Annotated in this window: 23 protein-coding genes; 13 read left to right on the top strand and 10 right to left on the bottom strand. The window is 48.9% G+C overall.

The window, feature by feature from the left end; translation table 11 throughout:
• Positions 1-46: 46 nt before the first annotated feature.
• On the bottom strand, positions 47-316 hold the full coding sequence (locus J0X00_RS02260; protein ID WP_136486979.1) for a D-fructose-6-phosphate amidotransferase: 270 nt from the start codon (positions 314-316) through the stop codon (positions 47-49).
• Positions 317-624: 308 nt separating this feature from the next.
• Between J0X00_RS02260 and J0X00_RS02255 the strand changes: the two genes are divergently transcribed.
• The gene (locus J0X00_RS02255) at positions 625-1,104 is read left to right on the top strand and encodes a phosphate-starvation-inducible PsiE family protein (protein ID WP_136486978.1); all 480 of its coding nucleotides are present in this window, start codon (positions 625-627) and stop codon (positions 1,102-1,104) included.
• Between the two features lie 176 nt (positions 1,105-1,280).
• Here the strand turns inward: J0X00_RS02255 and J0X00_RS02250 are convergent, their stop codons facing one another.
• Positions 1,281-3,287 carry a methyl-accepting chemotaxis protein gene (locus J0X00_RS02250; protein WP_282476902.1) on the bottom strand — a complete coding sequence of 669 codons (2,007 nt, stop codon included), beginning with the start codon at positions 3,285-3,287 and terminating at the stop codon, positions 1,281-1,283.
• Positions 3,288-3,516: 229 nt separating this feature from the next.
• Between J0X00_RS02250 and J0X00_RS02245 the strand changes: the two genes are divergently transcribed.
• The gene (locus J0X00_RS02245) at positions 3,517-4,149 is read left to right on the top strand and encodes a 3'-5' exonuclease (RefSeq protein ID WP_282476901.1); all 633 of its coding nucleotides are present in this window, start codon (positions 3,517-3,519) and stop codon (positions 4,147-4,149) included.
• Between the two features lie 138 nt (positions 4,150-4,287).
• Here the strand turns inward: J0X00_RS02245 and J0X00_RS02240 are convergent, their stop codons facing one another.
• On the bottom strand, positions 4,288-5,403 hold the full coding sequence (locus tag J0X00_RS02240) for a hypothetical protein (RefSeq protein WP_282476900.1): 1,116 nt from the start codon (positions 5,401-5,403) through the stop codon (positions 4,288-4,290).
• Between the two features lie 187 nt (positions 5,404-5,590).
• Here J0X00_RS02240 and J0X00_RS02235 point away from each other — a divergent pair, with 187 nt between their 5' ends.
• Positions 5,591-6,457, top strand: a complete 867-nt coding sequence (locus J0X00_RS02235; RefSeq protein ID WP_282476899.1) for a glycerol kinase — start codon at positions 5,591-5,593, stop codon at positions 6,455-6,457.
• A 19-nt stretch (positions 6,458-6,476) separates the two neighbouring features.
• On the opposite strand, the gene J0X00_RS02230 is transcribed toward J0X00_RS02235, so the two are convergent.
• The gene (locus J0X00_RS02230) at positions 6,477-6,911 is read right to left on the bottom strand and encodes a YccF domain-containing protein (protein WP_136486973.1); all 435 of its coding nucleotides are present in this window, start codon (positions 6,909-6,911) and stop codon (positions 6,477-6,479) included.
• A gap of 122 nt (positions 6,912-7,033) precedes the next feature.
• Positions 7,034-7,756 (bottom strand): sulfite exporter TauE/SafE family protein, encoded by a 723-nt coding sequence (locus tag J0X00_RS02225; protein ID WP_136486972.1) that lies wholly within the window; start codon positions 7,754-7,756, stop codon positions 7,034-7,036.
• Between the two features lie 538 nt (positions 7,757-8,294).
• Here J0X00_RS02225 and J0X00_RS02220 point away from each other — a divergent pair.
• From J0X00_RS02220 to J0X00_RS02205, 4 genes are read left to right on the top strand one after another with little or no spacing between them, the layout of a single operon-like run.
• Positions 8,295-8,954, top strand: a complete 660-nt coding sequence (locus J0X00_RS02220; protein WP_282476898.1) for a hypothetical protein — start codon at positions 8,295-8,297, stop codon at positions 8,952-8,954.
• Positions 8,955-8,998: 44 nt separating this feature from the next.
• Positions 8,999-10,201 (top strand): IS256 family transposase, encoded by a 1,203-nt coding sequence (locus tag J0X00_RS02215; RefSeq protein WP_282476897.1) that lies wholly within the window; start codon positions 8,999-9,001, stop codon positions 10,199-10,201.
• A gap of 10 nt (positions 10,202-10,211) precedes the next feature.
• Positions 10,212-11,021, top strand: a complete 810-nt coding sequence (locus J0X00_RS02210; protein WP_348984818.1) for an AAA family ATPase — start codon at positions 10,212-10,214, stop codon at positions 11,019-11,021.
• The gene (locus J0X00_RS02205; RefSeq protein ID WP_282476896.1) at positions 11,018-11,647 is read left to right on the top strand and encodes a hypothetical protein; all 630 of its coding nucleotides are present in this window, start codon (positions 11,018-11,020) and stop codon (positions 11,645-11,647) included. The genes J0X00_RS02210 and J0X00_RS02205 overlap by 4 nt, the downstream gene beginning before the upstream one ends.
• Before the next feature lie 175 nt (positions 11,648-11,822).
• Here J0X00_RS02205 and J0X00_RS02200 read toward each other — a convergent pair whose 3' ends face one another.
• Both J0X00_RS02200 and J0X00_RS02195 read right to left on the bottom strand, forming a co-directional pair.
• Positions 11,823-12,536 (bottom strand): hypothetical protein, encoded by a 714-nt coding sequence (locus J0X00_RS02200; protein ID WP_282476895.1) that lies wholly within the window; start codon positions 12,534-12,536, stop codon positions 11,823-11,825.
• A 664-nt stretch (positions 12,537-13,200) separates the two neighbouring features.
• The gene (locus J0X00_RS02195) at positions 13,201-13,836 is read right to left on the bottom strand and encodes an NAD(P)-dependent oxidoreductase (RefSeq protein ID WP_282476894.1); all 636 of its coding nucleotides are present in this window, start codon (positions 13,834-13,836) and stop codon (positions 13,201-13,203) included.
• 129 nt (positions 13,837-13,965) lie between these two features.
• Here J0X00_RS02195 and J0X00_RS02190 point away from each other — a divergent pair, with 129 nt between their 5' ends.
• Complete coding sequence (locus tag J0X00_RS02190; RefSeq protein WP_282476893.1) at positions 13,966-14,859, top strand: LysR family transcriptional regulator; 894 nt, start codon at positions 13,966-13,968, stop codon at positions 14,857-14,859.
• A 77-nt stretch (positions 14,860-14,936) separates the two neighbouring features.
• On the opposite strand, the gene solA is transcribed toward J0X00_RS02190, so the two are convergent.
• Both solA and J0X00_RS02180 read right to left on the bottom strand, forming a co-directional pair.
• Complete coding sequence (gene solA / locus J0X00_RS02185; protein ID WP_282476892.1) at positions 14,937-16,061, bottom strand: N-methyl-L-tryptophan oxidase; 1,125 nt, start codon at positions 16,059-16,061, stop codon at positions 14,937-14,939.
• A 212-nt stretch (positions 16,062-16,273) separates the two neighbouring features.
• Positions 16,274-17,065 (bottom strand): DeoR/GlpR family DNA-binding transcription regulator, encoded by a 792-nt coding sequence (locus J0X00_RS02180; RefSeq protein ID WP_282476891.1) that lies wholly within the window; start codon positions 17,063-17,065, stop codon positions 16,274-16,276.
• A gap of 265 nt (positions 17,066-17,330) precedes the next feature.
• On the opposite strand from J0X00_RS02180, the gene ltnD reads away from it, so the two are divergent.
• The 5 genes from ltnD to J0X00_RS02155 all read left to right on the top strand — a co-directional run bounded on the left by ltnD (position 17,331) and on the right by J0X00_RS02155 (position 22,446).
• The gene (gene ltnD, locus J0X00_RS02175; protein WP_282476890.1) at positions 17,331-18,236 is read left to right on the top strand and encodes an L-threonate dehydrogenase; all 906 of its coding nucleotides are present in this window, start codon (positions 17,331-17,333) and stop codon (positions 18,234-18,236) included.
• 2 nt (positions 18,237-18,238) lie between these two features.
• Positions 18,239-19,495 (top strand): 3-oxo-tetronate kinase, encoded by a 1,257-nt coding sequence (gene otnK, locus J0X00_RS02170; RefSeq protein WP_282476993.1) that lies wholly within the window; start codon positions 18,239-18,241, stop codon positions 19,493-19,495.
• Positions 19,492-20,124, top strand: coding sequence for an aldolase (locus J0X00_RS02165; protein ID WP_136483612.1), 633 nt, complete (start codon positions 19,492-19,494; stop codon positions 20,122-20,124). The genes otnK and J0X00_RS02165 overlap by 4 nt, the downstream gene beginning before the upstream one ends.
• Positions 20,124-20,900 (top strand): 2-oxo-tetronate isomerase, encoded by a 777-nt coding sequence (gene otnI, locus J0X00_RS02160; protein WP_282476889.1) that lies wholly within the window; start codon positions 20,124-20,126, stop codon positions 20,898-20,900. The genes J0X00_RS02165 and otnI overlap by 1 nt, the downstream gene beginning before the upstream one ends.
• Positions 20,901-20,994: 94 nt before the next feature.
• Positions 20,995-22,446: an SLC13 family permease gene (locus J0X00_RS02155; protein ID WP_282476888.1), complete on the top strand. Its 1,452-nt coding sequence runs from the start codon at positions 20,995-20,997 to the stop codon at positions 22,444-22,446.
• Positions 22,447-22,475: 29 nt separating this feature from the next.
• On the opposite strand, the gene J0X00_RS02150 is transcribed toward J0X00_RS02155, so the two are convergent.
• Positions 22,476-22,952: an Lrp/AsnC family transcriptional regulator gene (locus J0X00_RS02150; protein ID WP_136483615.1), complete on the bottom strand. Its 477-nt coding sequence runs from the start codon at positions 22,950-22,952 to the stop codon at positions 22,476-22,478.
• Positions 22,953-23,121 lie beyond the last annotated feature (169 nt).

Below are 23,121 nucleotides of genomic sequence, written 5' to 3'. Positions count from 1 at the left end.
TTTGATCCCGACAGCAAAGGTCATATTGTCCGCGGCAGGAAAGGTATTATGACTGCTTACTTTTCATCAGCAGAAAATCTTCCACCGCTTGCACCACTTCGGCCCGGTTGATGTATTTCCCAATGAAATAGGGCGGAATAAAAAACACCAACAGATAGAAAGATTCATGCAATAGTAATGAGGCATGGCCTGAATCATGATGAAGATAGGCAAACAACGCAGTCAGATCTAACAACAGACTAAACAATGCCAGCACCGTAGAAAGAATCAAAACTAACCCCAGCAGATCTCTGAGAAATACTTTGAATGTGGTCATCTTTACTCCCTCAAATAAACCAATCCCATCCAACCTACTCCTGTTCCAGCGGCTATTTTTTGATTTAAAATAATATTTATATTTGAAGCCATGCAAAATTAGATTGACTAACTGCTGCAATTTCATCCGCGGAGAAAATATTCCATCCACTAAGAAGTCACAACCGGTATGATCACTTCGCTGCAATATCCGTACGCTAGCCTGCTCAGGCCAAAACCTAATCAATCGGCTGAATTATCAATAAATCTCGCCAATCCAACCCAGACCTCTTACTATGGCATTAATGTTAATGATATGGATGTAAAGCAATGGAATCGTCACTATCGAAAAAATTCACCCAGCTGTTTCTAAAGGTTTACCATATTATCGAGGCCGTCTTACTGGTCGCGATAACACTGGCGACGTTATTCGCCATCGCCAATGAATTTAAGCATATCTTTACTGCCCAGGCGGTATTGTTAACCGATATTCTGCTGATGTTTATCTATCTGGAAGTGCTGACCATGGTGCACCAGTTTGTCTCGCACGGTAAAATACCGGTTCGCTACCCTATCTATATCGCGATCATGGCTATCGCCCGTTACATCACTCTGGGGATGAAAGAGATTGATGGGGTATTTATTGTCTGGCTGTCTCTGGCCGCGTTGATTCTGGCGCTGGCAACCCTGGTGATCCGAGTGGGTCATCATTACTGGCCGTATAAACCGACCCGCAGTGGTTTCGCCGCCTACTTTGATAAACCGGACAGCGAAGTCACACCGCCTAATCCGGACAAACGCTCATCCTGATATCCTGTTATCCGGAATAAGATACAAAAGCGCCCGGACTTATGCTGTGCGTCCGGGCGTGTTTACAAGGTTCGTTATTTCATTCCTGTCTAGTTTTTCGTATAGCGTGAATTCTGCCTTACCTTGCTAGCTGCTGCCATGTTCTGCTTCGCATCACTATCCGCTCTTCATCCTGTTTACACTCTGAATTTCGACACTTGTTCATCCAGTTCACGGTACAAATTCGATAATGCGCTAAACTGGCGATGAATCTGTTTGGACGCCTGGTCAACCCCATCGGTCTGGTCTTTCATGGCGATCATGTTCTTGTTGATGTCATTCGATACCGTCGCCTGCTCCTGAGTCGCCAACGCAGTCTGTTCCGACAATTCACGTACATTGTTCATCGACCGGCTCAGTGCATCAAACACCTCAACAACCTGGTTGAAGCTATCGACGGTCTGGCTGGCATTTTCCTTACTCATTTTAATGCTGGTAAAAGCCTCATTGACGCTGTGTGTCAGGTGGCTGATCATCTCTTCAATCTTGTTGGTGCTCTCACCGGTTTGCGTGGCCAGGGCGCGAACTTCATCCGCCACCACCGCAAAGCCCCGCCCGTATTCACCGGCACGCGCCGCTTCAATCGCAGCATTCAGAGCGAGCAGATTGGTTTGCTCAGCAATACCACGAATAACCTCCAGTACCGATGAAATAGACACTGAATTGTTCTCCAGATCCTGGGCTTTATTCATGGTCACTTCGATATTACGTACCAGCTCGTCAATACTTTTGTGCGATGAACTGATCACGCCCCGCCCCTGCTGAATATGCTCGGCAGCATGGCTCGATTCATTGGAAGTCTCAGACGCCACATTCGCCATCTGCTCATTGGACGCCGACATCTCGCTCGCCGCACTGACAATCGAATCACTGGAGTCAACCAACACCGGGGTAATCTGATTCACGGTATCAGCGACTTGTTCCAGCTCATGGGTCGAGTCCCCCACCGCCGCGCTTTTTTCCTGAATAATGCGCATGATCCCTTGCAGATTAATAACAAACTGATCGAATTCCCGTGACAGATCGCCCAGTTCGTCTTTGGATTGCGAATTGATCCGCGCAGTCAGATCGCCGTCTCCCTCTGAGATCTCTTTGATCCGCCGTGATACGCTGTTGACGTTTTCGGTGATGCGTTTGGGCATGTAATAACCAATCCCGAACGCAATCACAAAACCAACGGCAACAATGATGAGCGCCAGACGCTGGTAACTCGCCACTTCCTGCGCGGTTTCCTGTTCCATCAAACGGGCGTGCTGGCGAACCGCTTCTCCGCCCTTGTCCAGCAAATCACGAATGGCAGCAAAACTCTCCTCACTCTGACTCAGGATATCCTGATGCTCCGGCGATAACGCCAAAACTTTCGAATCAAGCAAGGCTTCACTGCGCTTAAACCAGGTAGAAAAAATCTCGTTAAACCGGGCATACGGCCTGACATAATCGGGCTCATTGGACATCAATGTCATGTAAGATTGTACCCGCCCCATTGCTTCTAACGCATTCTGCTCAAATTCTTCACGGTTTTGAGCCTGATCTCCGATATGGGTCAGCGCTTTCTGCTGAGCCAGTCTCGCCTGATAAAGATCGCGGTCAGCATTGAGCACTTCGGCAACGGCCTCCAGATAGCGCTTCATCAGATCATGGTCAACGACAGCACCATCCGTTGCGACTGCGTGAGCCCTAAGCTCTTTTTCAGCCACATCGAGTAAATGGCGTAACGAGTAAAAGTCTTGATCGATGGACTCCATTTGAGCAATCAAAGTCTGATTGGCGGTAAACATCTGGTTGAGGCTATGGCTGCTTGAGATCCAGGTCTGATATAAGCCTTCAAAATTGCTAAAAGGCGCAATCAGTTGCGGTTCATCTTTGAGTAAATGACGAAAACGCTGAAAGCGGTCAAAAACTTGCTGAGCATTCTCGTCAAACACTTTTTGCTGCTCGGCACGATTACCATAATTGGATAACATTTCCGCCTGGGCCAGCCGCGCCTGATAGATATCCCGGTCAGCATTCAACACGGTGGCGATCGCTTCAAAATAAGACTTAGCCTGCTTATCCATCGCGCGTTCTTCTATTTTAGTGATGATCTGCATAAAGCCGACCGCCGCCAACACCAACACCGCCAAAATTAAGATGGGTATCATCATCTTCAACCGAATTGAGTGAACTCGCATGCCAACCCCTTCAAGGAAATAAAATTAGTATAAAAACTCGTCGTTATTTTCGAATTGAGTGTAGTTAGACATATGCGACTTATCAAATATATAGATAGCGTACAACACATGGTTAAATCGGATTTGGCCGCCGGCAATACCTAATGCCAACCAGCGTGTGATTCAGTATAATTTGCGGTTTTCTCCTGACCGGATATTTACCATGTCTCACCCTGCTCATTCCGTTATCGTGCTCGATTTTGAAACCACCGGCCTCTCACCGAATATGGGTGATCGCGCCATTGAAGTTGGGGCAGTGAAACTGGTGGATGGTGAAATCAGCGCAACATTCCAGCGCCTGATGAACCCCGGTGTTCGGATCAGCGGCTTTATTGAAAGCTATACCGGTATCAGTAACGCCATGCTGAGCCAGGCAGAGAGTGCAGCAGAAGTGATGGCGGAATTCACCGACTTTATCGGTGACAGTGCGCTGGTAGCCCATAACGCCAGTTTTGATAAGCGTTTTCTGGATGCAGAGCTGGAACGGATTGATACCCGCTATGGCGGTCAATTTGCCTGTTCAATGCTGATAGCCAGGCGCCTGATTCAAGACGCACCTACCCACAAACTGGGCGATTTAGTCCGCTTTAAGCAGATTGAAAATGACGGTACCTTTCACCGTGCGTTGGCGGATGCGCAAATGACAGCGCGTTTGTGGCTGCTGATGCTGGACGAACTGAATGTAGCCGGCGTGCATAATCCCAGCTTTGCTCTGATGCAAACTATTGCTACCACCAGCAAACCGTCAATACCTGCCCTGCTTAGACGCAGCGCAGGCTTATCAGCCACCGATTGATTGGCAGTCAGAGCGTGCAGAGCGGTCATCGCAGCGACATGCACTGCGATGCCTGACTGACATTTTATGGGGTTAAACAGGAATGATAAGACGGAACACGGGATGTTCATTACATCCCGCCGTTCTAGAATGAAAAACTCAGCAAGACAACGTTTTGCGCCCCCAAAGACGTTTAAACCAGTGCCAGGGTAACCAGATCAGAGCCGCCAGGACGATAAACAGCATGAGCAACCAGTGTGGTAACTGCAGCAACCATTTGGCCAGTAGCCGCAACAAATCACCTTTATAGGCGAGTTTTGCTGACCGGCTGACATACTTGGTAAATCTGACCGCACCGAGATTATCCAGCACTCTCAACCCGCGCTGGCCGAATGTCGCCGCCAGCATTATCGTGCTTTTACCCAGTTGCGGCGCCCGATGGGCCATCTGCAGCGCCACATCGCCACCAAGGCGATACAGCATGGCGCTGTGCTCGCCGAAGGTCTGCACAAATCGAGCCATTCGGCTCAATTCGGCCTGATTACCGGTACGACTCAGCAGCCGCAGCCCACCACGTGTATTGGCCAGCACGCTGACATCCCCCAACAACTCAGAAACACCAGCCAGGCTTTTTGACTGCCGGGCCAGTTTAGCTTCACTGGTCAGGGTTTTAGCCAGCCAAGGCGGTAATTTGCCTACTTTTCTGGCCGCTTTGAGTGTGACCAGCGCACTTTTACTGGCGCTGCTGGCCAGCAACACCGGAGTCGCAGCGCCGGCGGTTTCTAACGTACCAACACCACTCATGATTTGAGCGGCACTGGCGAGCAGTCCGAGCGACGCCAGTGCAACCAGAGTGTCATCCACTTCTTCGCCCCGAACAAGATTCAATCCCTGCCGGGTCAAATCACGTACATCACCAATCACAAGAAAATCCGTCACTACCGCCGCGGTCAGACCAATGGTTTCATCACTGGTTCCGTCCACTAATCCCTGCTGCAATTTCGCCAGTTGATAGCGCCATTCACTGCGGGTATCTGCAATACTGGCCGCCAGAGACTGGGCTTGGGGATCGGAGCTGACATAATCATACTGCATAAAGAAGCCGAGATACTCAGCAGCCTCTGCATAATGCTGTGCGGCTACCAGTTGACGAGTGTATGGCAGAGGGTCAATGCGTGCCATGGCGAGCACAGCAAGCTGCGCCTGCTGCCACATGACGGCGGCCGACACCAGTGCCAACAACAGTAACATCACTTTTCCTGCTCGTTTGATCATCCGCTTGCCTCTCACCACACTAACGCCATGCTACCAATCAACCGGGCCAAACGACAATCACCTCGCGCCAGCACAGGCTGGTTTACAATGTAAATCATTCAACCTGCTCACAATTTTCCTACACTAATCTGAGAGCGCAATCAACGCGGGTTACACTTACAACAACACATCAGGCAAGGCGGATTCTATGGCAGACAAACTCTCCACTTCAGCGCTGGCGAAACAGAGAAATCTCGATACCAAGCAGTTGTTCGCCGATTTGAAAAAAGCCGGCTACATCAACCGTTGTGAAGATCAGTGGATCTTAACCGACCTCGGCGCCAAATTCGGTGGCGAGTACGCCCGGCACCCTAAATTCGGACCTTTTATCGTCTGGCCGAACAATTTGCTCATCGATCTGAGCGCCACCAGCGGACAAACCATGAGCGCGACGCAGGTGGGTGACTATTTCAAACTCAATCCGAAGAAAATCAATCAGCTGTTCAGTGAGCTGGGCTGGATGACAAAAAACGATGCCGGCTGGATTGCCACACCATCCGGTTTACGAGTCGGCGCGCAGCAGAGAGAGGATAAAGGTTCTGAGCAAAAGTTTGTCGTCTGGCACGACTCCATCCGCCACAACCCGCATTTACGCCAGTCGGTGATTGAATTTCTCGGTCAGGACGCCGATGAACATGCAACGGATCAATCGTACGCCAGTTTTCGCCACAAGTTTGCAGCCAAACACCGCACACTGGACGGCCATTACGTGCGTTCGGTCGGAGAGCTGTTGATCGACAACTGGCTCTATCTGGCTGGTTTAGTGCACGCCTATCAGCGCCCGTTGCCGATTGAACAAAATGTGATGAGTGACTTTTATCTGCCGGCCGGGAAGGTGTACATCCAGTACTGGGGAACAGACGGCGCTCCTATTGAGGAGACAGACCGTCAGCAAACCCGCGCTTTATATACTGAACATCAATTCAACCTGATTGAAATTGATCCAGATGAAGTGCAGCAGTTAGACGATATTCTGCCTGCACGGCTGCGTACTTTTGGTATTCACGCTTATTGAGCGATCCACTCACTGAGAGTTAACGGCGCTGACCATATCTGGCGCGCATTGCGACCTCTTTCGGCACCACCGTCTGACCAATCGGCGCCAGGGAAATCACCGCCAGTTTGAGATGCTGCAGCGCAAACGGAATACCGATGATGGTAATGAAACACGCCACGGCTGAAGCCAGGTGGCCCAGCGCCAGCCAGATCCCCGCCAGCAGAAACCAAATCACATTACCAATCACACCAAATTCGCTGGTACCGATATCGTATTCACCGCTCAGTTCCCGCCGTGAAATCGCCTCCTGACCGAACGGGAAGAAGGAAAAGGTCCCGATCACAAAACAGGCACGTCCCCAAGGGATTCCGATAATGCTGATAAACGCCAGCAAGCCGAAAAACCACCACGCCAGGCCCATCACCACGCCGCCGCATAAAAACCAGATAATGTTACCAATTGCTCTCAGCACTGACTGTTTACCTCTCTGTCATCAAGATTGTTGTTCGTCTTTTCATTGTAGGCGAGTCATCGATTATCCGGGAGTATGATTAACACACGATGAACGCCAGAAGGTACAAGTAGAGTAAACACTTACATCAGGCCTTTCATCAGCGCGGTCAAGCCACTCAGTAAACACAATACCAGCGCGCCGGATCGGATTTTTTCTTTCGGCAGCGTCTGAGTCGTTTTGCGCGCCAATACGTAACCGAGCCACGCTGACGGGATAAGCGGAATCGTGATCAGTAAGTGGTGCACGGTCAGAAAGCCGGTCGGGATCTGAACCAACAGTGAGATGATGGAACTGAAAACAAAAAAGGCCGATAAGTTGCCGCGCAACTGATTGGCTTCCTGATGCTGCAACAGCAAAGCCATCGGCGGACCACCAATCGCGCTGCTGGTACCAAAAAAGCCGGAGAAGAAACCGGCAACGCCCATCCTGGCCGGGGTCGGCTCAATTCGAAACGGTAGCAGGCTGACCGCTACCGCAAACAGTACCAGCAGTCCAAGCCATAAAGTCAGTACTTCTGTGGAGACCCACACCAGCAGCATTCCGCCGGCAATCGAGCCCGGAATACGACCGATCAGCGCCATTTTCAGGCCGCCGATGGAAATATTGCTGCGATGTTTGAATGCACTCAACAGCGAAATAAACAGTGCCACCAGACAAATCGGCGCTGGTACATAGTCAGGCGATACCATGATCAGCAGCGGTGCAGCAACAATCGCCAGGCCAAATCCAATCGCCGTTTGCACAAACGAACCGACAAAGATAAGAAACATAGCAAGAAGTACCGTACTGCTGAAATAGTCCATGATGATGCCTTTTTATAATCAGAATAAACTGCTGTTAAGCCGCGAACGCTAGAAAGAAATGAAAAAAGTCATGCTGTTGCATGACTTTTGAACGTTAACAGGTTAATGGATTTTCGCAATAAAAACGTGTCGCATTGAGATTTATTCAGTGCCGTTCATAGCCTGAGACACCCGTTTGCCTGTTAAAGCGCCCACCTGTGGGAGAGGAGTAAAGCTTCATACTAAACAGCCAAGTAACCCTGTTCGTACCGTTCTAAATGACACGTAACCCCAAAAAAAGGATTCATACTAATTTCTACAACCAAGTCTGAATCGGGCTACCGCTGAATATTAAAGCATCATACTGGTTGTCTTCATCATCCGTTGAAAAACGTTTCTGGACAAAAGCGTGCTAGCAACTTTACTAATTTAGCTCATGACGAATAACTAGAAGTATGGCAAACGTACAATTAACTGCCAACAGGCCGCAACTACTATACTTACTAACTTATATGTGAGAAATTCCATATTAATGCAATCGGATAGTGTGGATAATCACATGGGATTCAGAGTTAATACTATAGCAAATCATGAGCTTTGGCATTTGGGGCCAACTGAAGAGAACGCTTTTACTGTAATAATAGGAAATAACGGGTGTGGAAAAACGCAACTGTTAGTTGATACTTGTGCTTATTATCAAGAAATGTACTCTCAGTTGCTCAATAGCGACAAACCTAACGTAGCTACAGCAGTCCGTGATGTAAAGGAATATTCTGCTCAGTGGAGTCTATTAGGGGAAAGGTTCGGCCTTCCTTTACCAAGAAAGTTGATTGCAGCGTCAACGAGTCAGTTTGAAAAGTTCCAACAAAGATGGAAGAACAAGAAGGACATTCGACAAAACGGGTTTTATGCCTACGTAGGTTCTAAACCTTATTCACCATTTCAAGCACCTTCAACACGTATCGCATCGAAAGCAATTCAACAATTATTGGGCAACGAAAAATTTGAAACGAGAAAACTTGCTGCGTTAACAAATTTCCTGCATAAGTTCGATTTTGGTGGTTTATTGCGTTTGCGTTTTAATGTGGCTATTTCTAGCGATGACTTTACAAATTTGCAAAATGGCCAACAATTACAGCCAAAAACAGCTCTGATACTGAAGGAAGCCCTAGAAGAATATGAACAAGAAGAAATCCTTGGACTAATCGGTAGTGTTTAGAAATCTGTGTCATTTCAGTATGATATACAAAACAGGAATGACACATGAACAAAGACTTCGATCTAGAACAAGCTATTAAAGCCCTTCAGTCAGGCCAAGACCTGACAGGTAAAGATGGCTTCTTAACTCCGCTCATTAAACAAATCACAGAAGCTGCTTTGAAAGCAGAACTCGAACAGCACCTTGAAGGTGATGAGCAACCTAACCGTAAGAACGGCTCAAGCAAGAAAACGATTAAGTCTTCTGTCGGCACGTTTGAACTGGATACCCCACGCGACCGCTCTGGAACATTTGAACCCCAGTTAGTTAAGAAGAACCAGACTAAATTGACCGATGAGATCGACCGTAAGATCCTATCCATGTTCTCGCTCGGTATGAGCTACCGTGATATCCGTGGTCACGTCGAAGATATGTATGGCATTGATGTCTCTGAGGCCACCATCACAGGTGTTACCGACCGTTTGATACCTGAACTGAAGGAGTGGCAGCAACGTCCGCTCGATGCGCTCTATCCGTTTGTCTGGCTCGATGCAATCCACTACAAAATTAAAGAAGACGGACGCTATGTCAGTAAAGCGATATACACAATCCTAGGGTTAAACATTGAAGGTAAAAAGGAACTTCTTGGGCTGTACCTATCAGAGTCAGAAGGGGCAAACTATTGGCTATCAGTGCTGACAGATTTGTATAACCGTGGCGTTGAAGATATCTTGATCGCCTGCGTAGATGGGCTAACAGGCTTCCCAGAAGCGATAGCAACCATCTATCCTGATACAGAAGTTCAGCAATGCATCATTCACCAAATCCGTAACTCTATGAAATATGTTGCCTCTAAGCATCAGAAGGCGTTTATGGCCGACTTGAAGCCAGTCTATCGGGCTGTGAGTAAAGAAGCGGCCGAGATGGAGTTGGATCGTTTGGAAGCCAAATGGGGACAGCAATACCCAATAGTGATTCGTTCCTGGCGGAACAAATGGGCAAATTTATCGGTTTACTTCAAATATCCAGAATACGTCCGAAAGGCTATTTACACGACAAATGCTATTGAAGCCGTACATCGCCAATTCCGCAAACTGACCAAAACTAAGGGAGGGTTCCCAAATGAAAATAGCTTGCTCAAGCTACTGTATGCTGGGATATTGAATGCTTCTAACAAATGGACAATGCCAATACAGAATTGGAATATGACATTGTCTCAACTGGCGATTCATTTTGAAGGTCGCTTGGATGACGTCTTAGATATTTAGCCAAAATTAGCTGACACAGAATTCTGAACGCCCTCGACTAATCCAATATTGTGAAGAAATCTACAAACAACCAGAATTCCTTCTTTCTTTAGATCGCAATGCTTTTACATTAAAACACTTAAGAAAACACGAAGAGACCTTTTCTGACGTTGACATTGATCGTCACGTCGTTTCCACTCTGCTTAGGGCTGGACTTATCGAGCTAGAAAATCTTGAGACAGTTCGTCACACAAAAAGTCCCTCAAATTATGTAGACGATCTTGATATATCAGATGTACCTCTGACGGGCTTAGCTAAGCGTAGTTCTGGCGAACAATGCTTATTCTTGCTCTTTTTGGGTATTATTTCTTCTATAGAAGATGATGCACTGATCTGCATCGATGAACCTGAAATCAGCCTTCATCCGCAATGGCAAGAGAAGTTTGTAGACATTCTTAAGGACTCATTTTCAGGCTATCAAGGGTGCCATTTTCTTATCGCAACGCACTCTCCCTTAATTGTATCAGACATCTCCGCTTCAAATAGTTGCGTGTACGATATGGTTAATCGCAAGTTAATTGATGCTCGCCCTCATAAAGAGCGCTCCGCAGATTATCAGTTGGCCACGTTGTTCCATAATCCAGGCAATAACAATGAATATTTGATTACTCAAATTATTGAGGTCTTGGATTCTGTCTGTAAGAGAGAAAACCCTCCCGAAGAAACGTTAATAACTGCGAATTGGCTATTGAGCTTTGAATCTCAATTGGAAGAACACGATAAAGTCAGAGTCTTACTGGGAATTATGCGCTCGACTTTGTTGGCAGGAGGGTATCTATGACCCCTTTTGCTCTGAACGAAGATGACGAAGCGATCATCACAAGCGTGTTGGAAAAAAACGTATCCCCTGATGAAAAATGGGCGGATCCGGCGGTGACAGAACTCAAAGCTAGAATGAAACGACATTACATCGAACAGCAAGAATATTGCTGTGCTTATTGTAAGGTTCACAAACCTTCCTTGCATGGTGGGGATTGGGATTTAGAACATATCATGCACAAAAACAATTTTGATAAGTGGATGTTTCACCCAGAGAACCTCTGTGTCTCCTGTAAAGAATGTAATGGATACAAAGGTACATCGTTAATTACCAAATCCCCTACTTATAGCAAATTCCCCGCTCGGTCATCGAGTTACACTATCGTCCATGCACACTACGATAGGTACGAAGACCACATCACCGCACTGGTGCCTGGGATAACCTATAGGCATAAGGGGGACAAGCATGGTAAAGGATGGAAAACCATCGAAGTGTGTGGGTTGTTGCGCTACCACGAAGAGGGAGGCCGAACACAGGTTGACCCAATCATCCAAGCTGTATTGCGTTTGGCTGCTGATGATCAGAGACAAGAAAACTTAAAGCTTGCTATCGAAATGTTACAAGACAAAATCAACGCGCGAAGTTAGTTTGAGTTGCACTCTTAACTGATTGTCTCGGAAAAGTTCTTTGGTATTAGAAAATCTATGAAAAACTATTGAAGTTAGACGGGGCGCATTTACCTTCTCCAGCACGAAATGGGGCAAAGGTGAGCCAGCTAGGAAGCAGCTGACTCTAAACTGGACTAATTAAGTTAGTTAGTATTTAGCTATAGTTGTCATGATAACCATCAATTGCTGGGCAATACTGTATATCATCTCCGAGGTCTAACGCTAAAGTTCTTTCATCATCGATGTGGTTATTTACATATTTTCCATCGATGAAAAAGAATTCACGGTAGCAAGAGCCAAATTTAGATCCTATACGTTCTTTTGCAATTTTATTAGCGTCTTCAATAGTCCAAGGGTTGTTTTTGTTTCGCAAGAACTCAACACAGATGTATCCCCACTCGTGTAATCTTGAACCGTAACCTATATCCAAGTCACGGTGCTTAACTTCAGCGAAACTTAGTATCCTTGCACCTATATCAGTTGCAAAACCTTTATCGAGATACTCGGTCTTAAAGTTACGTCTAATAAGTTTGGGAGTCGTGCCTTCATACTCTAACTCATTGACCATTAGATCATCATCAAAGGTCACCAATAGAGAGCTGTACTGATTTGGATTAAGCTGCTTACCTCTATTGCCTTGAGCCATCGCGAATTCTTTATTAACACCATCCATACCTTTATTTGCATTAACTATGTTAGCTTTGTGGTTGTTAGCTTTTTTAGAATGCTGTAATAGTGCATAGTAATTGGGAAAACCAGCTTCTTTTGCCGCTAATTCAAGTGCTTGGGTATGCTTAATATCTGAATCAACTTGAATTTTTTTAGCTCGTTTTTTGATATTTGAAATGAAAGATTGAGTAATATTCATGTTCTTAGATCCCTAGACGAAAAGCCAAGTAAATCCACTCCTAATTTTCATCTTCCCGCCGAAACAAATAAGAACAAAATATACAATTTAGGATTATGGTTCTCGAAAGAGTTTGCCTTATTGGAGTGAGCAGGCTTCCATCTAGCCTCAAGTCAATAACTTATCTCATGCTAACTCATTAGTCAATCTGACAAAGCCTATACCTTTGAGGCACCGCATGGATGATAAAATCTATGTCAAACTTTCATAACGAGACTGAACGAATCGTCGTTGCTAACAAATTTTGGGGCATTTTCGATTTAGGAATGGTAGCGTATCGACTGAGAACGCTGCCATTTTAGTATGAGACTTTATTACTCTCTCACACCACCAGTGGAATTATCGCCCCCTGCTCTATCCTCCGTTTATGGCAAACGTGATGGCAGCCCTATCTGACACACGACGCCAGATTTTAAGGCGCGGACAAAAAGTAAGCACTTACTGCTTTGATTGCAACTCAAGTTGAGCAGATACGAAAAAGCCAGCCTTGCGGCTGGCTGCGTCTCACTCAATTGGCAAATCGGGTTACCAAACAGGCGGACGAATCTGTGGTGACGAACTCTTTGCGTTCGACGTAGCTTACGATCGACGTGACTTGCTAACCAATTATTAAGCAACACCAATCCTAGTAAGCAAAACCAATCCGCTGACGTAGATGGTTGCCACTGTCGAGCTCATCGACCAGCGCCGCCGCGTAATCAGCAACAGAGATGCGGCTGTTGCCTTCTGCGTCAGTCATAAACTGGTCGACAGTCACGCGGTAAGCGCCTTGTTTATCGCCAGGGAAGATCTCTGCAGCCGGACAGATGAACGTCCATTGCACGGCACTGTCGCTGTTTTTGAATACTTGCAAAGCGTCACCCTGAGCCAGAGATTCAGACTTATACTCAGCCGGGAAGTCAGGTACGGTGAACAGCTGAATACCCGGAGCCACTTCCAGTGAACCGGCGCCGCCAACCCAAAGCAGACGCTCAATACCGGCTGCAGGCAGTTGCTCAAGCATGTTTTTCGCTGTATTGGCAACGATTTCGTGGTTACCCGCCGCACGGCCGCCGATAGAAGCAATCACCGCATCCACGCCTTCCAGTACCGAAGCCAGCTTCGCATCACCGCTCAAATCAAATTGGCGCACTTCGACACCTTCTGCGGTCACTTTAGACGGGTCACGGGCAATGGCAACCACGTCATGACCATGTGCTTTCACTTCTTCAACGATGTGGCTGCCAATCCAACCTGTTGCACCGAATACTGCTACTTTCATCTTGATACTCCTCAATGGAATCGAATTAGATTTAATCAACGCAAACCAGTATAGTCGCTCGAGATCTGGTGATAAATGCGCATAAATGATGTAGATTGTATCTATCTAAGTTACTAATCAGGCATCACTATGGATCGACTGACCGCGATGCGCAGCTTTGTTGAAGTGGCCAATACCAACAGTTTCACCAAAGCCGCCGATAATCTGAATCTGAGCCGTTTACAGGTCTCACGCCATGTACAGGAAGTGGAAGACTGGCTGCAACAACGCCTTTTACATCGCACCACACGTAAGGTCAGCCTGACCGCTGCTGGTGAAGAAGCGTTGAGACATTGTGAACAGATCCTCGACCAGACAGCAGAACTGGAGATTCGCGCGCTGGAACAGGCGCAGTCACTGAACGGCAGCATCCGCATCTCAGCGCCGATAGGTCTCGCCCAGCACCTGCTGCTCGATACCGTGCAAGCATTTACCGAACTGCACCCTCAGGTAAGGATTGATATTCTGGCCTCAGATCGCCTGTCACAACTGGTCGATGACCGGATCGATGTTGCGCTGCGCTTTACCCAGCAACCGGATGCCAGCCTGATCGCCCGCCGCTTAATCATCGTTGATACCGTGGTCTGTGCCAGTCCGCAATATCTCGCAAGCCATAATCCAATTGTTGAGCCGAGCGATCTGGCGCGGCATAACTGCTTCGTCCATCTCACCGGGCATGAATGGGATTTTGTCAGGGATAACCAACATTTTTCCGTCAAAGTGAGCGGAACGATCAGTGCCAACGATATGGCGATTTTGCGCCGCGCCGCACTCAGCCACAACGGCATTGTCTGGTTACCCTGTGATTTGGCTAACCCCTATCTGGAAAGCGGCGAACTGATGCGGGTGCTGCCTGAGTTTCATTCCCCGAGCAGTGGCTTATGGGCGGTCTATTTATCGCGCAGCTACCAGACGCCACTTGTGCGCCAGTTTATCGATTTTCTTGCCCAGAGCTGGCAACACGATATAAAAGTCGCCGGATAACACACAGTCAGAGATGAAAAAAGGAAGCGCTCGCTTCCTTTCTACACAATTCCTGCGCTGTCGTATGTCATTCAGCCTCAGCGAAAACGCTGCAGTGAAAACAGCGAGAGATCGTGCTCGGTTGCCCCTTTGGCAGCCAAGTCACTCAAAATCTCACCAATCACGCTGGCAAACTTGAAACCGTGACCAGAGAAACCAGCCGCAATAATCACATTGTCATGTTGCGGGTGGGTATCAATAATGAAGTGTTCATCGGCCGTCATGCTGTACATACAAGTTTTGCCATACATCAGACCCTGCGTTTGCGGCATTACAGTCGCTAAAAATCGTTCCAGATCCACACTGTCAGTCAACGTATCATACTCGGCAATCTCCTGATCCGGATCCTGACGTTCACCACCGTCATGACGCCCCATCTTCAGCCCCGCGCCGTCAATGCTCGGAAAGCCGTAGTAGATCCCTTGTGGGGAATCGAACGAGAAAGCAGGAAATACAGTTTGTCCGTAAATCTCTTCATCGGCTTCAAACCAGGCAAACGTTTTGCGGTTGGGTTGCATCGGCAGGGCAAAATCAAGCTTGGACATCAGTTTGGTCGCCCAGGCCCCGGCTGAAATAATCACTTTATCGGCGCGAATGATTTTATCTTCGCTGTATAAGGTTACGCCTTGGTCATCGGCTTTAATATCCTGCAGCGGATGATAAGCCAGCAGCTCTGCACCGTGCGCCAGAGCGAGATCGCGATAGGCGGCGATGCAATCTTCGCAGCGCAACACACCCGATGTCGATTCAAAACAGCCGATGTAGTTTTCTGGTAACGTAATGCCCGGAAAACGCGCGTGCACTTGTTCGGCATTGAGAATTTCCAGCGGCAGTTGGTATTTTTCAGCGCTGGCAATCAGAGTCTGAATGAAGCGCGAGCTCTCTTCGCCCATATTGAGCACACCGGTCTGCAGGAACAGCGATTGGCCACTGTGCAGTTCCAGTTCTTCCCATAACGCCTTTGCCCGCAATGCCAGCGGAACATATTCTTTGCCTTCGCCGTAAGCGTAACGAATGATGCGGGTTTCACCATGGTGACTGGCATGATGGTGAGGCGGATCAAACGCATCCATCAGCAGTACTTTTTTACCTTGTCTGGCCAGGAAATAACCTGCTGCCATTCCCATCGAACCGGCCCCGACTACCACGACATCGTATTTCAAATCCCTCTCCTTTGACGCTGTGACAATAAAGCGACAACCAGTATGCCGCCAGTCCTTATACTTTATCGTGCAGAGAGGAAGATGAATAATGAAAATTATACTGCATGCGTTATATATCAGCGAAAAACTGCAAGTTGTGCATAACTTAAACGATTTACCGCAACACTGTTTATCCGCTCACTGGCCTCACGTGGCTTGTCATCGGTTGCTTCTCACGCAGAACGGATCTGAGGCACGTCGTCCCCCGGAGTCATCAGAACCTGAATGCCTTTCTCTTCGAGATCTTGACGAACACTGTCCGGGAATGCGCTATCGGTAATAATGGCATCGAAAGTTTGAATATCGAGTGCATGGAACGCGGCCACTTTGCCATATTTAGAAGAGTCAGACACCAGAATCACTTTTTGCCCCGCAGCCGCCACGGATTTTTTCACAATCACTTTCGGCTCACTCGGAGTGGAAATACCGCGCAGGTTCCAGGAAGAAGTCGAGACAAACGACACATCCACATTCATACCGGCCAGAAAATCCGCCACTTTGCTTCCCACACAGGATTGGTTCTCGCGGTCGATTCGTCCGCCAGTGTGATACAGATCGCTGTCGCTGTTATGCATTAAATAAGCTGCAATCACAAAATCGTTGGTGATGAACAGCAGATCATCCCGCGCCGCTAAATGATGTGCGATCTCCAGCGTCGTGGTACCGGCATCTAAATAGACGGTCGCATTGCGAGGCACCAGCCGACTGGCTATCTGGCCAATCTGGGCTTTTTCATCGGCGTGCTGGGTCGCCTTAGCATCATGGGAAGGTTCATGATGTAACACACTACTCAGTTGCACTCCTCCCGACACAGACAGCACCTTGCCCTGCTTTTCCAGCTTGGCGATATCACGCCGAATCGTCATGTGTGATACAGCCAACTGCTCAACCAGCTCATTGATGCTGATGACTTCTTGCTGTGAAAGGAGGGACAAAATGGTTTTGTGGCGTTCTGCTGGAATCATAGTGGCTTACGTGACAAGTAATGATAACCCCATCTTATCAACCAAGCTGACATCTGTGAAGTTGTGTTAACTATTGTGAAACAGTCCCTCGAAACATGCTCTACTCTGCTCATATCACTGTGATTCAGGGGCTATTTTTCACATTACTGTTACTGGATGGTAATTTTTGTGAGTAACACCACAGGAAAATGCGCACAAATTCACATATAATCACACCAAAGAACACAAATTAACATTTTTAACACGATTAGAGCGAGATATTCACATGGATAATCAAACAGTTAAATCAGTTGCTGTTATCGGCTTAGGCTCGATGGGAATGGGTGCAGCGAAATCCTGTGTGCGCGCCGGACTGGATGTATACGGTGTCGACCTCAACCCGACGGCACTGGAAACGTTAGGTAGCTACGGTGCCAAAGCCGTCGCCAATGATGCCAAGCAGTTCGCTCAAGACTTAGATGCGGTACTGCTGCTGGTGATCAACGCCAAACAAGTTAAAGCCGTACTGTTTGATTCTGGCCTGGCTGCCAGCCTGAAACCGAAAACCGCGGTGATGGTATCAGCGACCATCTCAGCCCAGGATGCAAAAGAGATTGAAGCCGGCCTGAATGCCTATGATCTGTTGATGCTGGATGCGCCGGTATCCGGCGGTGCGGTCAAGGCCGAAGCCGGTGACATGACCATCATGGCGTCAGGCTCAGAGCAGGCGTTTGCCAAACTGGCACCGGTACTGGAAGCCACCGCGGGCAAAGTTTACAACATCGGCACTGAAATAGGCCTGGGTGCCACCGTGAAGATCATTCATCAACTGCTGGCGGGCGTGCACATTGCCGCCGGTGCTGAAGCGATGGCACTGGCCGCACGTGCCAATATTCCACTCGATCTGATGTACGACGTGGTAACCAATGCCGCCGGTAACTCCTGGATGTTTGAGAACCGCATGAAACACGTCGTCGACGGCGACTACTCACCAAAATCCATGGTCGATATTTTCGTCAAAGATCTCAATCTGGTTGCCGACACGGCGCAAGATCTGCGCTTTCCTCTACCGCTGGCCAGTACCGCACTCAACATGTTTACTTCGGCCAGCAACTCAGGTTACGGCCAGCAAGATGACAGTGCCGTGATCAAAATCTTTGATGGTATCAACCTACCTGGCACGGAGAAATAATGATGTTACTCGGAGTCATCGCAGACGATTTTACCGGCGCTACTGATATCGCAGGCTTTCTGGTTGAAAACGGTATGCGCACCGTACAGCTGAATGGCGTACCGGACGCACAAACTCAGGTGGATGCTGACGCAGTCGTGATCAGCCTTAAATCACGCTCATGCCCGGCCGAACAGGCGGTCAGCCAGTCACTGGCGGCATTGCACTGGCTCAAAGATCAGGGCTGCCAGCAGTTCTATTTCAAGTATTGTTCGACGTTCGACAGCACCGAGCAAGGCAACATTGGTCCTGTGACCGATGCCCTGCTCGACGCCCTCAATGAATCTTTCACCATTGTGTGCCCTGCTCTGCCGGTCAACGGCCGCACGGTATTTAATGGTCATCTGTTTGTCTTGGGCGAACCACTCAATGAATCCGGCATGCGTCATCATCCGGTGACCCCAATGACTGATTCCAGTGTGATTCGCCTGATGAATCGCCAGTCCAAAGGTGAAACCGGTCTGGTCAACTATCAAGTGATCGAGCAAGGCGCGCAGGCGGTAGTCGAACAGTTCGCAACGCTGCAGCAAAGCGGTAAGCGCTACGCGGTGGTGGATGCTTTCAACAGTGCACACCTGACCACTCTGGGTCAGGCAGCCAAATCACTCAAACTGATTACCGGAGGCTCTGGCCTCGCGGCAGGCATTGCTCACAACTGGGCGCAGCATCTGGCCGATCAGAGCGATGCCAAAGCGGCAGGCCTGCCACAGGCCGCCTCCAGTGTCGTGCTGTCCGGCTCCTGCTCACTGATGACCAACAAGCAGGTCAAGCATTACCAAGCATTAGCCCCATCACTCGCGGTTGACGTCGAGGCTTGTCTGAACGATGACAATTACGTTCAGCAGGTGTTTGAGTGGGTTACCGCCAACCTGAACAACGCTCGCGCTCCTATGGTGTACGCCACTGCAGACGCAGACAAACTGCAACAAATTCAGTCTCGTTATGGTTCAGCCGTATCCAGCCAAGCGGTTGAGCTGTTCTTCAGCCGTCTGGCTCATCAGCTGCAGGAATTCGGCGTACGCAATTTTATTGTCGCGGGCGGAGAAACCTCCGGCACCGTCACCCAAAGCCTGGGTGTCAAAGGTTTCCATATCGGGCCGCAAATCGCCCCGGGCGTGCCTTGGGTGAAATCTATCGATGGCTCACTGTCTCTGGCACTGAAGTCAGGCAATTTTGGCGATGAGCCGTTCTTTACCACTGCGCAGGATTTTTATTCATGACCGAACAACAACTGAGAGAACAAATGGTGCGTCTTGCGCGTTCTATGTTTGAACGCGGCTACGCAACCGGCGGGGCGGGAAACCTGTCTCTGAAACTACCGGATGGCAATTTTCTTGCGACACCAACCGGCTCATCGTTTGGCCGCCTGGTGGCTGAAGAGCTGTCGGTGGTCGATATTGAAGGCAATCTGATATCCGGCAGACGCGCATCGAAAGAGGTCGCGTTTCACCTGGCAATTTACCGCAATAATCCGAACTGCAATGCGATTGTGCACCTGCATTCTACTTATCTGACCGCACTGTCGTGCCTCGATAACCTGGATTCAGATAATGCTATTCGTCCGTTCACGCCGTACTACGTGATGCGCATCGGTCAGCTGCCGGTGATCCCTTATCTGCGTCCCGGCGAACCACGCATCGCCGAGGAACTGGCTAAACGCGCCGCCGATTACCGTGCGTTTCTGCTCGCCAACCACGGACCGGTGGTGACTGGCTCCGACCTGGAAGATGCGGTCGATAACGCCGAAGAACTGGAAGAGACCGCACGTCTGATGTTCCTGCTTGATAAACATCCGATCCGCTACCTGACTGACGCAGAAGTGGAAGACCTGAAAGGGAGAGGCAAATAATGGCTAAATTTGCAGCAAACCTCACCATGCTATTTACCGAAGTTCCGTTCCTGGAGCGTTTTGCCAAAGCGCATCAGGCTGGCTTCAAAGCGGTTGAATTTCTGTTTCCGTATGCGTTTGAGCCACAAGTGCTGGCCGATGAACTGGCTAAATATGGCTTCGAACAAGCGCTGTTTAACATGCCCCCGGGTGACTGGGATAACGGCGAGAAAGGTCTGGCTGCCCTGCCTGGCCGCGAAGAGGAATTTAAGCAAAGCGTAGCCACGGCGGTTATGTACGCCAAAGCGCTGCGGTGTAAGAAAGTGCATGCCATGTCCGGCATCATTGATCCGGCCTACAGCCGGCAGCAGCATGTCGAGACCTTTATCGCCAACATCCGCTATGCCGCTGACATCTTAGCCGAACATGGTATTGAACTGATGATAGAACCACTCAACAGCCGTGATGTGCCGAACTATTTCGTTGCCCATCAGCGCGAGGCGGTGGAACTCATCAAGCAGGTTGACCGCGCAAACGTCAAACTGCAACTGGATCTCTACCATGCCCAGATCATGGACGGGGACTTAGACATCTTGATCCGCGATTTGGCACCGTTTACCGGTCATATCCAGATTGCTTCCGTGCCACACCGCAATGAACCGTGTGATGGCGAAACCAATTACCCATACCTGTTCGGTGTGCTCGACGACTCCGGCTACGACGGCTGGATCGGTTGTGAGTACAAACCGAAAACCACCACAGAGCAAGGTTTGGATTGGGTTAAACCTTACCTGTAACTCATGAGCAACTCCCCTGCGAATGCCTGCCCTGGCGGCAAAGGCAGGGCCATATGCAACCGTAAGACGGACAAATTATAAAAAGGACAGAAAGATGGACGCTGCTTTAATTGGTATTATCCTTGGGATCCTGGCCATGATGGTTATGATCATCAAGACTCGTATCCCGGTAGCACTGGCAATGATCATCGCCAGTATTATCATGGGCTTATTTGCTGGCATGGCGCCGACTGATTTGGTGAATGCGATCAAATCCGGCTTCGGAGGAGTGCTCGGTGGTATTGGTCTGATCATTGCCTTTGGGGTGATCATGGGCGCCTGTTTTGAACGCTCCGGCGCGGCGGTACGCATGGCCAAAACCTTTGTGAAACTGTGCGGTAAAGGACGTGAGGACGTTGCTCTCGGGTTTACCGGCGTGCTGGTTGCTATACCGGTTTTCTGTGACTCTGCCTACATCATTCTTCATTCCCTTGTTCGCGCTATTTCGCGCAATACAGGCAAGTCTGCCGTTGGCCTTGGTGTAACACTGGCTCTGGGCCTGCTGATCACCCATGCTATGGTCCCGCCAACTCCGGGCCCGGTCGCTGTTGCGGGTATCCTTAATGTGGATCTGGGTGTGTACATGCTGTGGGGCCTGATTGTGTCAGTACCTATGATGCTGTTGTCCCTAATCTACATCCGTAAAGTAGGCAAAGAATACTACCGTGTCCCGAATGGTGAAAACTGGATTACCAGCCAGGCCGACTGGGCGAACCTGGAAAAAGTTCAGGAAACCGACGACCGTCATCTGCCAGGTAATTTCCTGTCATTTGGCCCGATTCTGCTGCCTATCGTTCTGATTTTGGTAAATACACTGGTAACTAAAGATGATTCACTGTTCTATGCCATAATCTCTTTGCTGGGTAACCCGGTCGTTGCGGTCGGTATTGGTGTACTGCTTGCTCTGTATGGCCTCACCCGCAATATCGATCGCAAAGATATGGTCGGTTCGATGGACGATGCTTTGTCGACCACTGGCCTGATTCTGGTCGTGACCGGCTGTGGCGGCGCTATGGGCGCGGTACTGAAAGCGTCTGGTGCCGGCCCTCAGGTTGCAGAGGCGATTGCCAGCAGTGGTATTCCGCCCCTGTTAGTACCGCTGGCGATTGCATCCATGCTGCGCCTTATCCAGGGGTCTGCAACCGCCTCTATGATGGTCGCCGCCACTATGACGCTGCCACTGGTGGAAACATTAGGTCTGGATCCGGTCTTTGTCGCTCTGGCATGTGCGGTAGGTCCGGTAGGTTTTTCTCACCTTAATGACTCCTACTTCCACATTATCAGCCGTACTCTGGGGATTACCGAGCTGTCGGATCAACTGAAAATCTGGTCGGTATCCTCAACCATTGCCTGGGCAATTGGTGCCAGCATCGTGATGCTCCTGAACCTGATCTTCGGTAAACAGGGCACACTGCTCGATCCTGTCGTGCCATTTGTGGTACTCGCTGCTCTGATGTTGTGGATGAAAAGCAAAGAGCCGAAAAAAATACTAAAAGAAGCTCGTTAATCAACACGCTGAAGCCCCGTAAGGGGCTTTTATTTTGTCACTGTTTGCGGCAACGCCACCTGATGCTTAAAGCACTCCAGTAGCATGTAAGAGTGCATGCCGGAAATAAAACGGGTTTGCAGAGTTTCATTAATCAGGCGGTTAAATTCGCTCATGGTAGTGCAACTGACCTTGAGGGCAAAATCGTTGTCGCCGGTGATGGAATAGCACTCATGAATGATCGGCGTCTGCGCGATTAAATCGAGTAACTGCCGGCGCGCATCCGGTTCAGATTTACGATACTGCACCATCACCAGTGCGTTGATATCAAAGCCCGCTTTCGCACTGTTCAACACCACGGAATAGCGTTCAATAATCCCCGATTCTTCCAGCCGTTTCAGACGGCGAAAGCACTGCGATGCCGAAAGGTTAACCGCTTCCGCCAGTTCAAGCCGCGCAATACGGCTGTCCTGCAACAACAATTCCAGAATGCGAACATCCTGGCGGTCTAACGCAATAGATTGCACGATGTATACCTTATAAATCCATTTTATGACTGATTTATCGCATTCAGCCTTGTATTTCAAGTTCAGGTTGCCAAGAAAGCGGCATATATCAAAGCGTATACTGAAAGCTAAGTTACCGCTTGCTCTCATGACCACCAGCAAGCCTTTCACCCTTTCAGCTCCAAGGATA

The organism is Vibrio sp. ABG19 (assembly GCF_029962385.1).
GTDB classification, from domain to species: domain Bacteria; phylum Pseudomonadota; class Gammaproteobacteria; order Enterobacterales; family Vibrionaceae; genus Vibrio; species Vibrio ostreae.
This window is presented reverse-complemented; position numbering and strand designations above follow the sequence as displayed.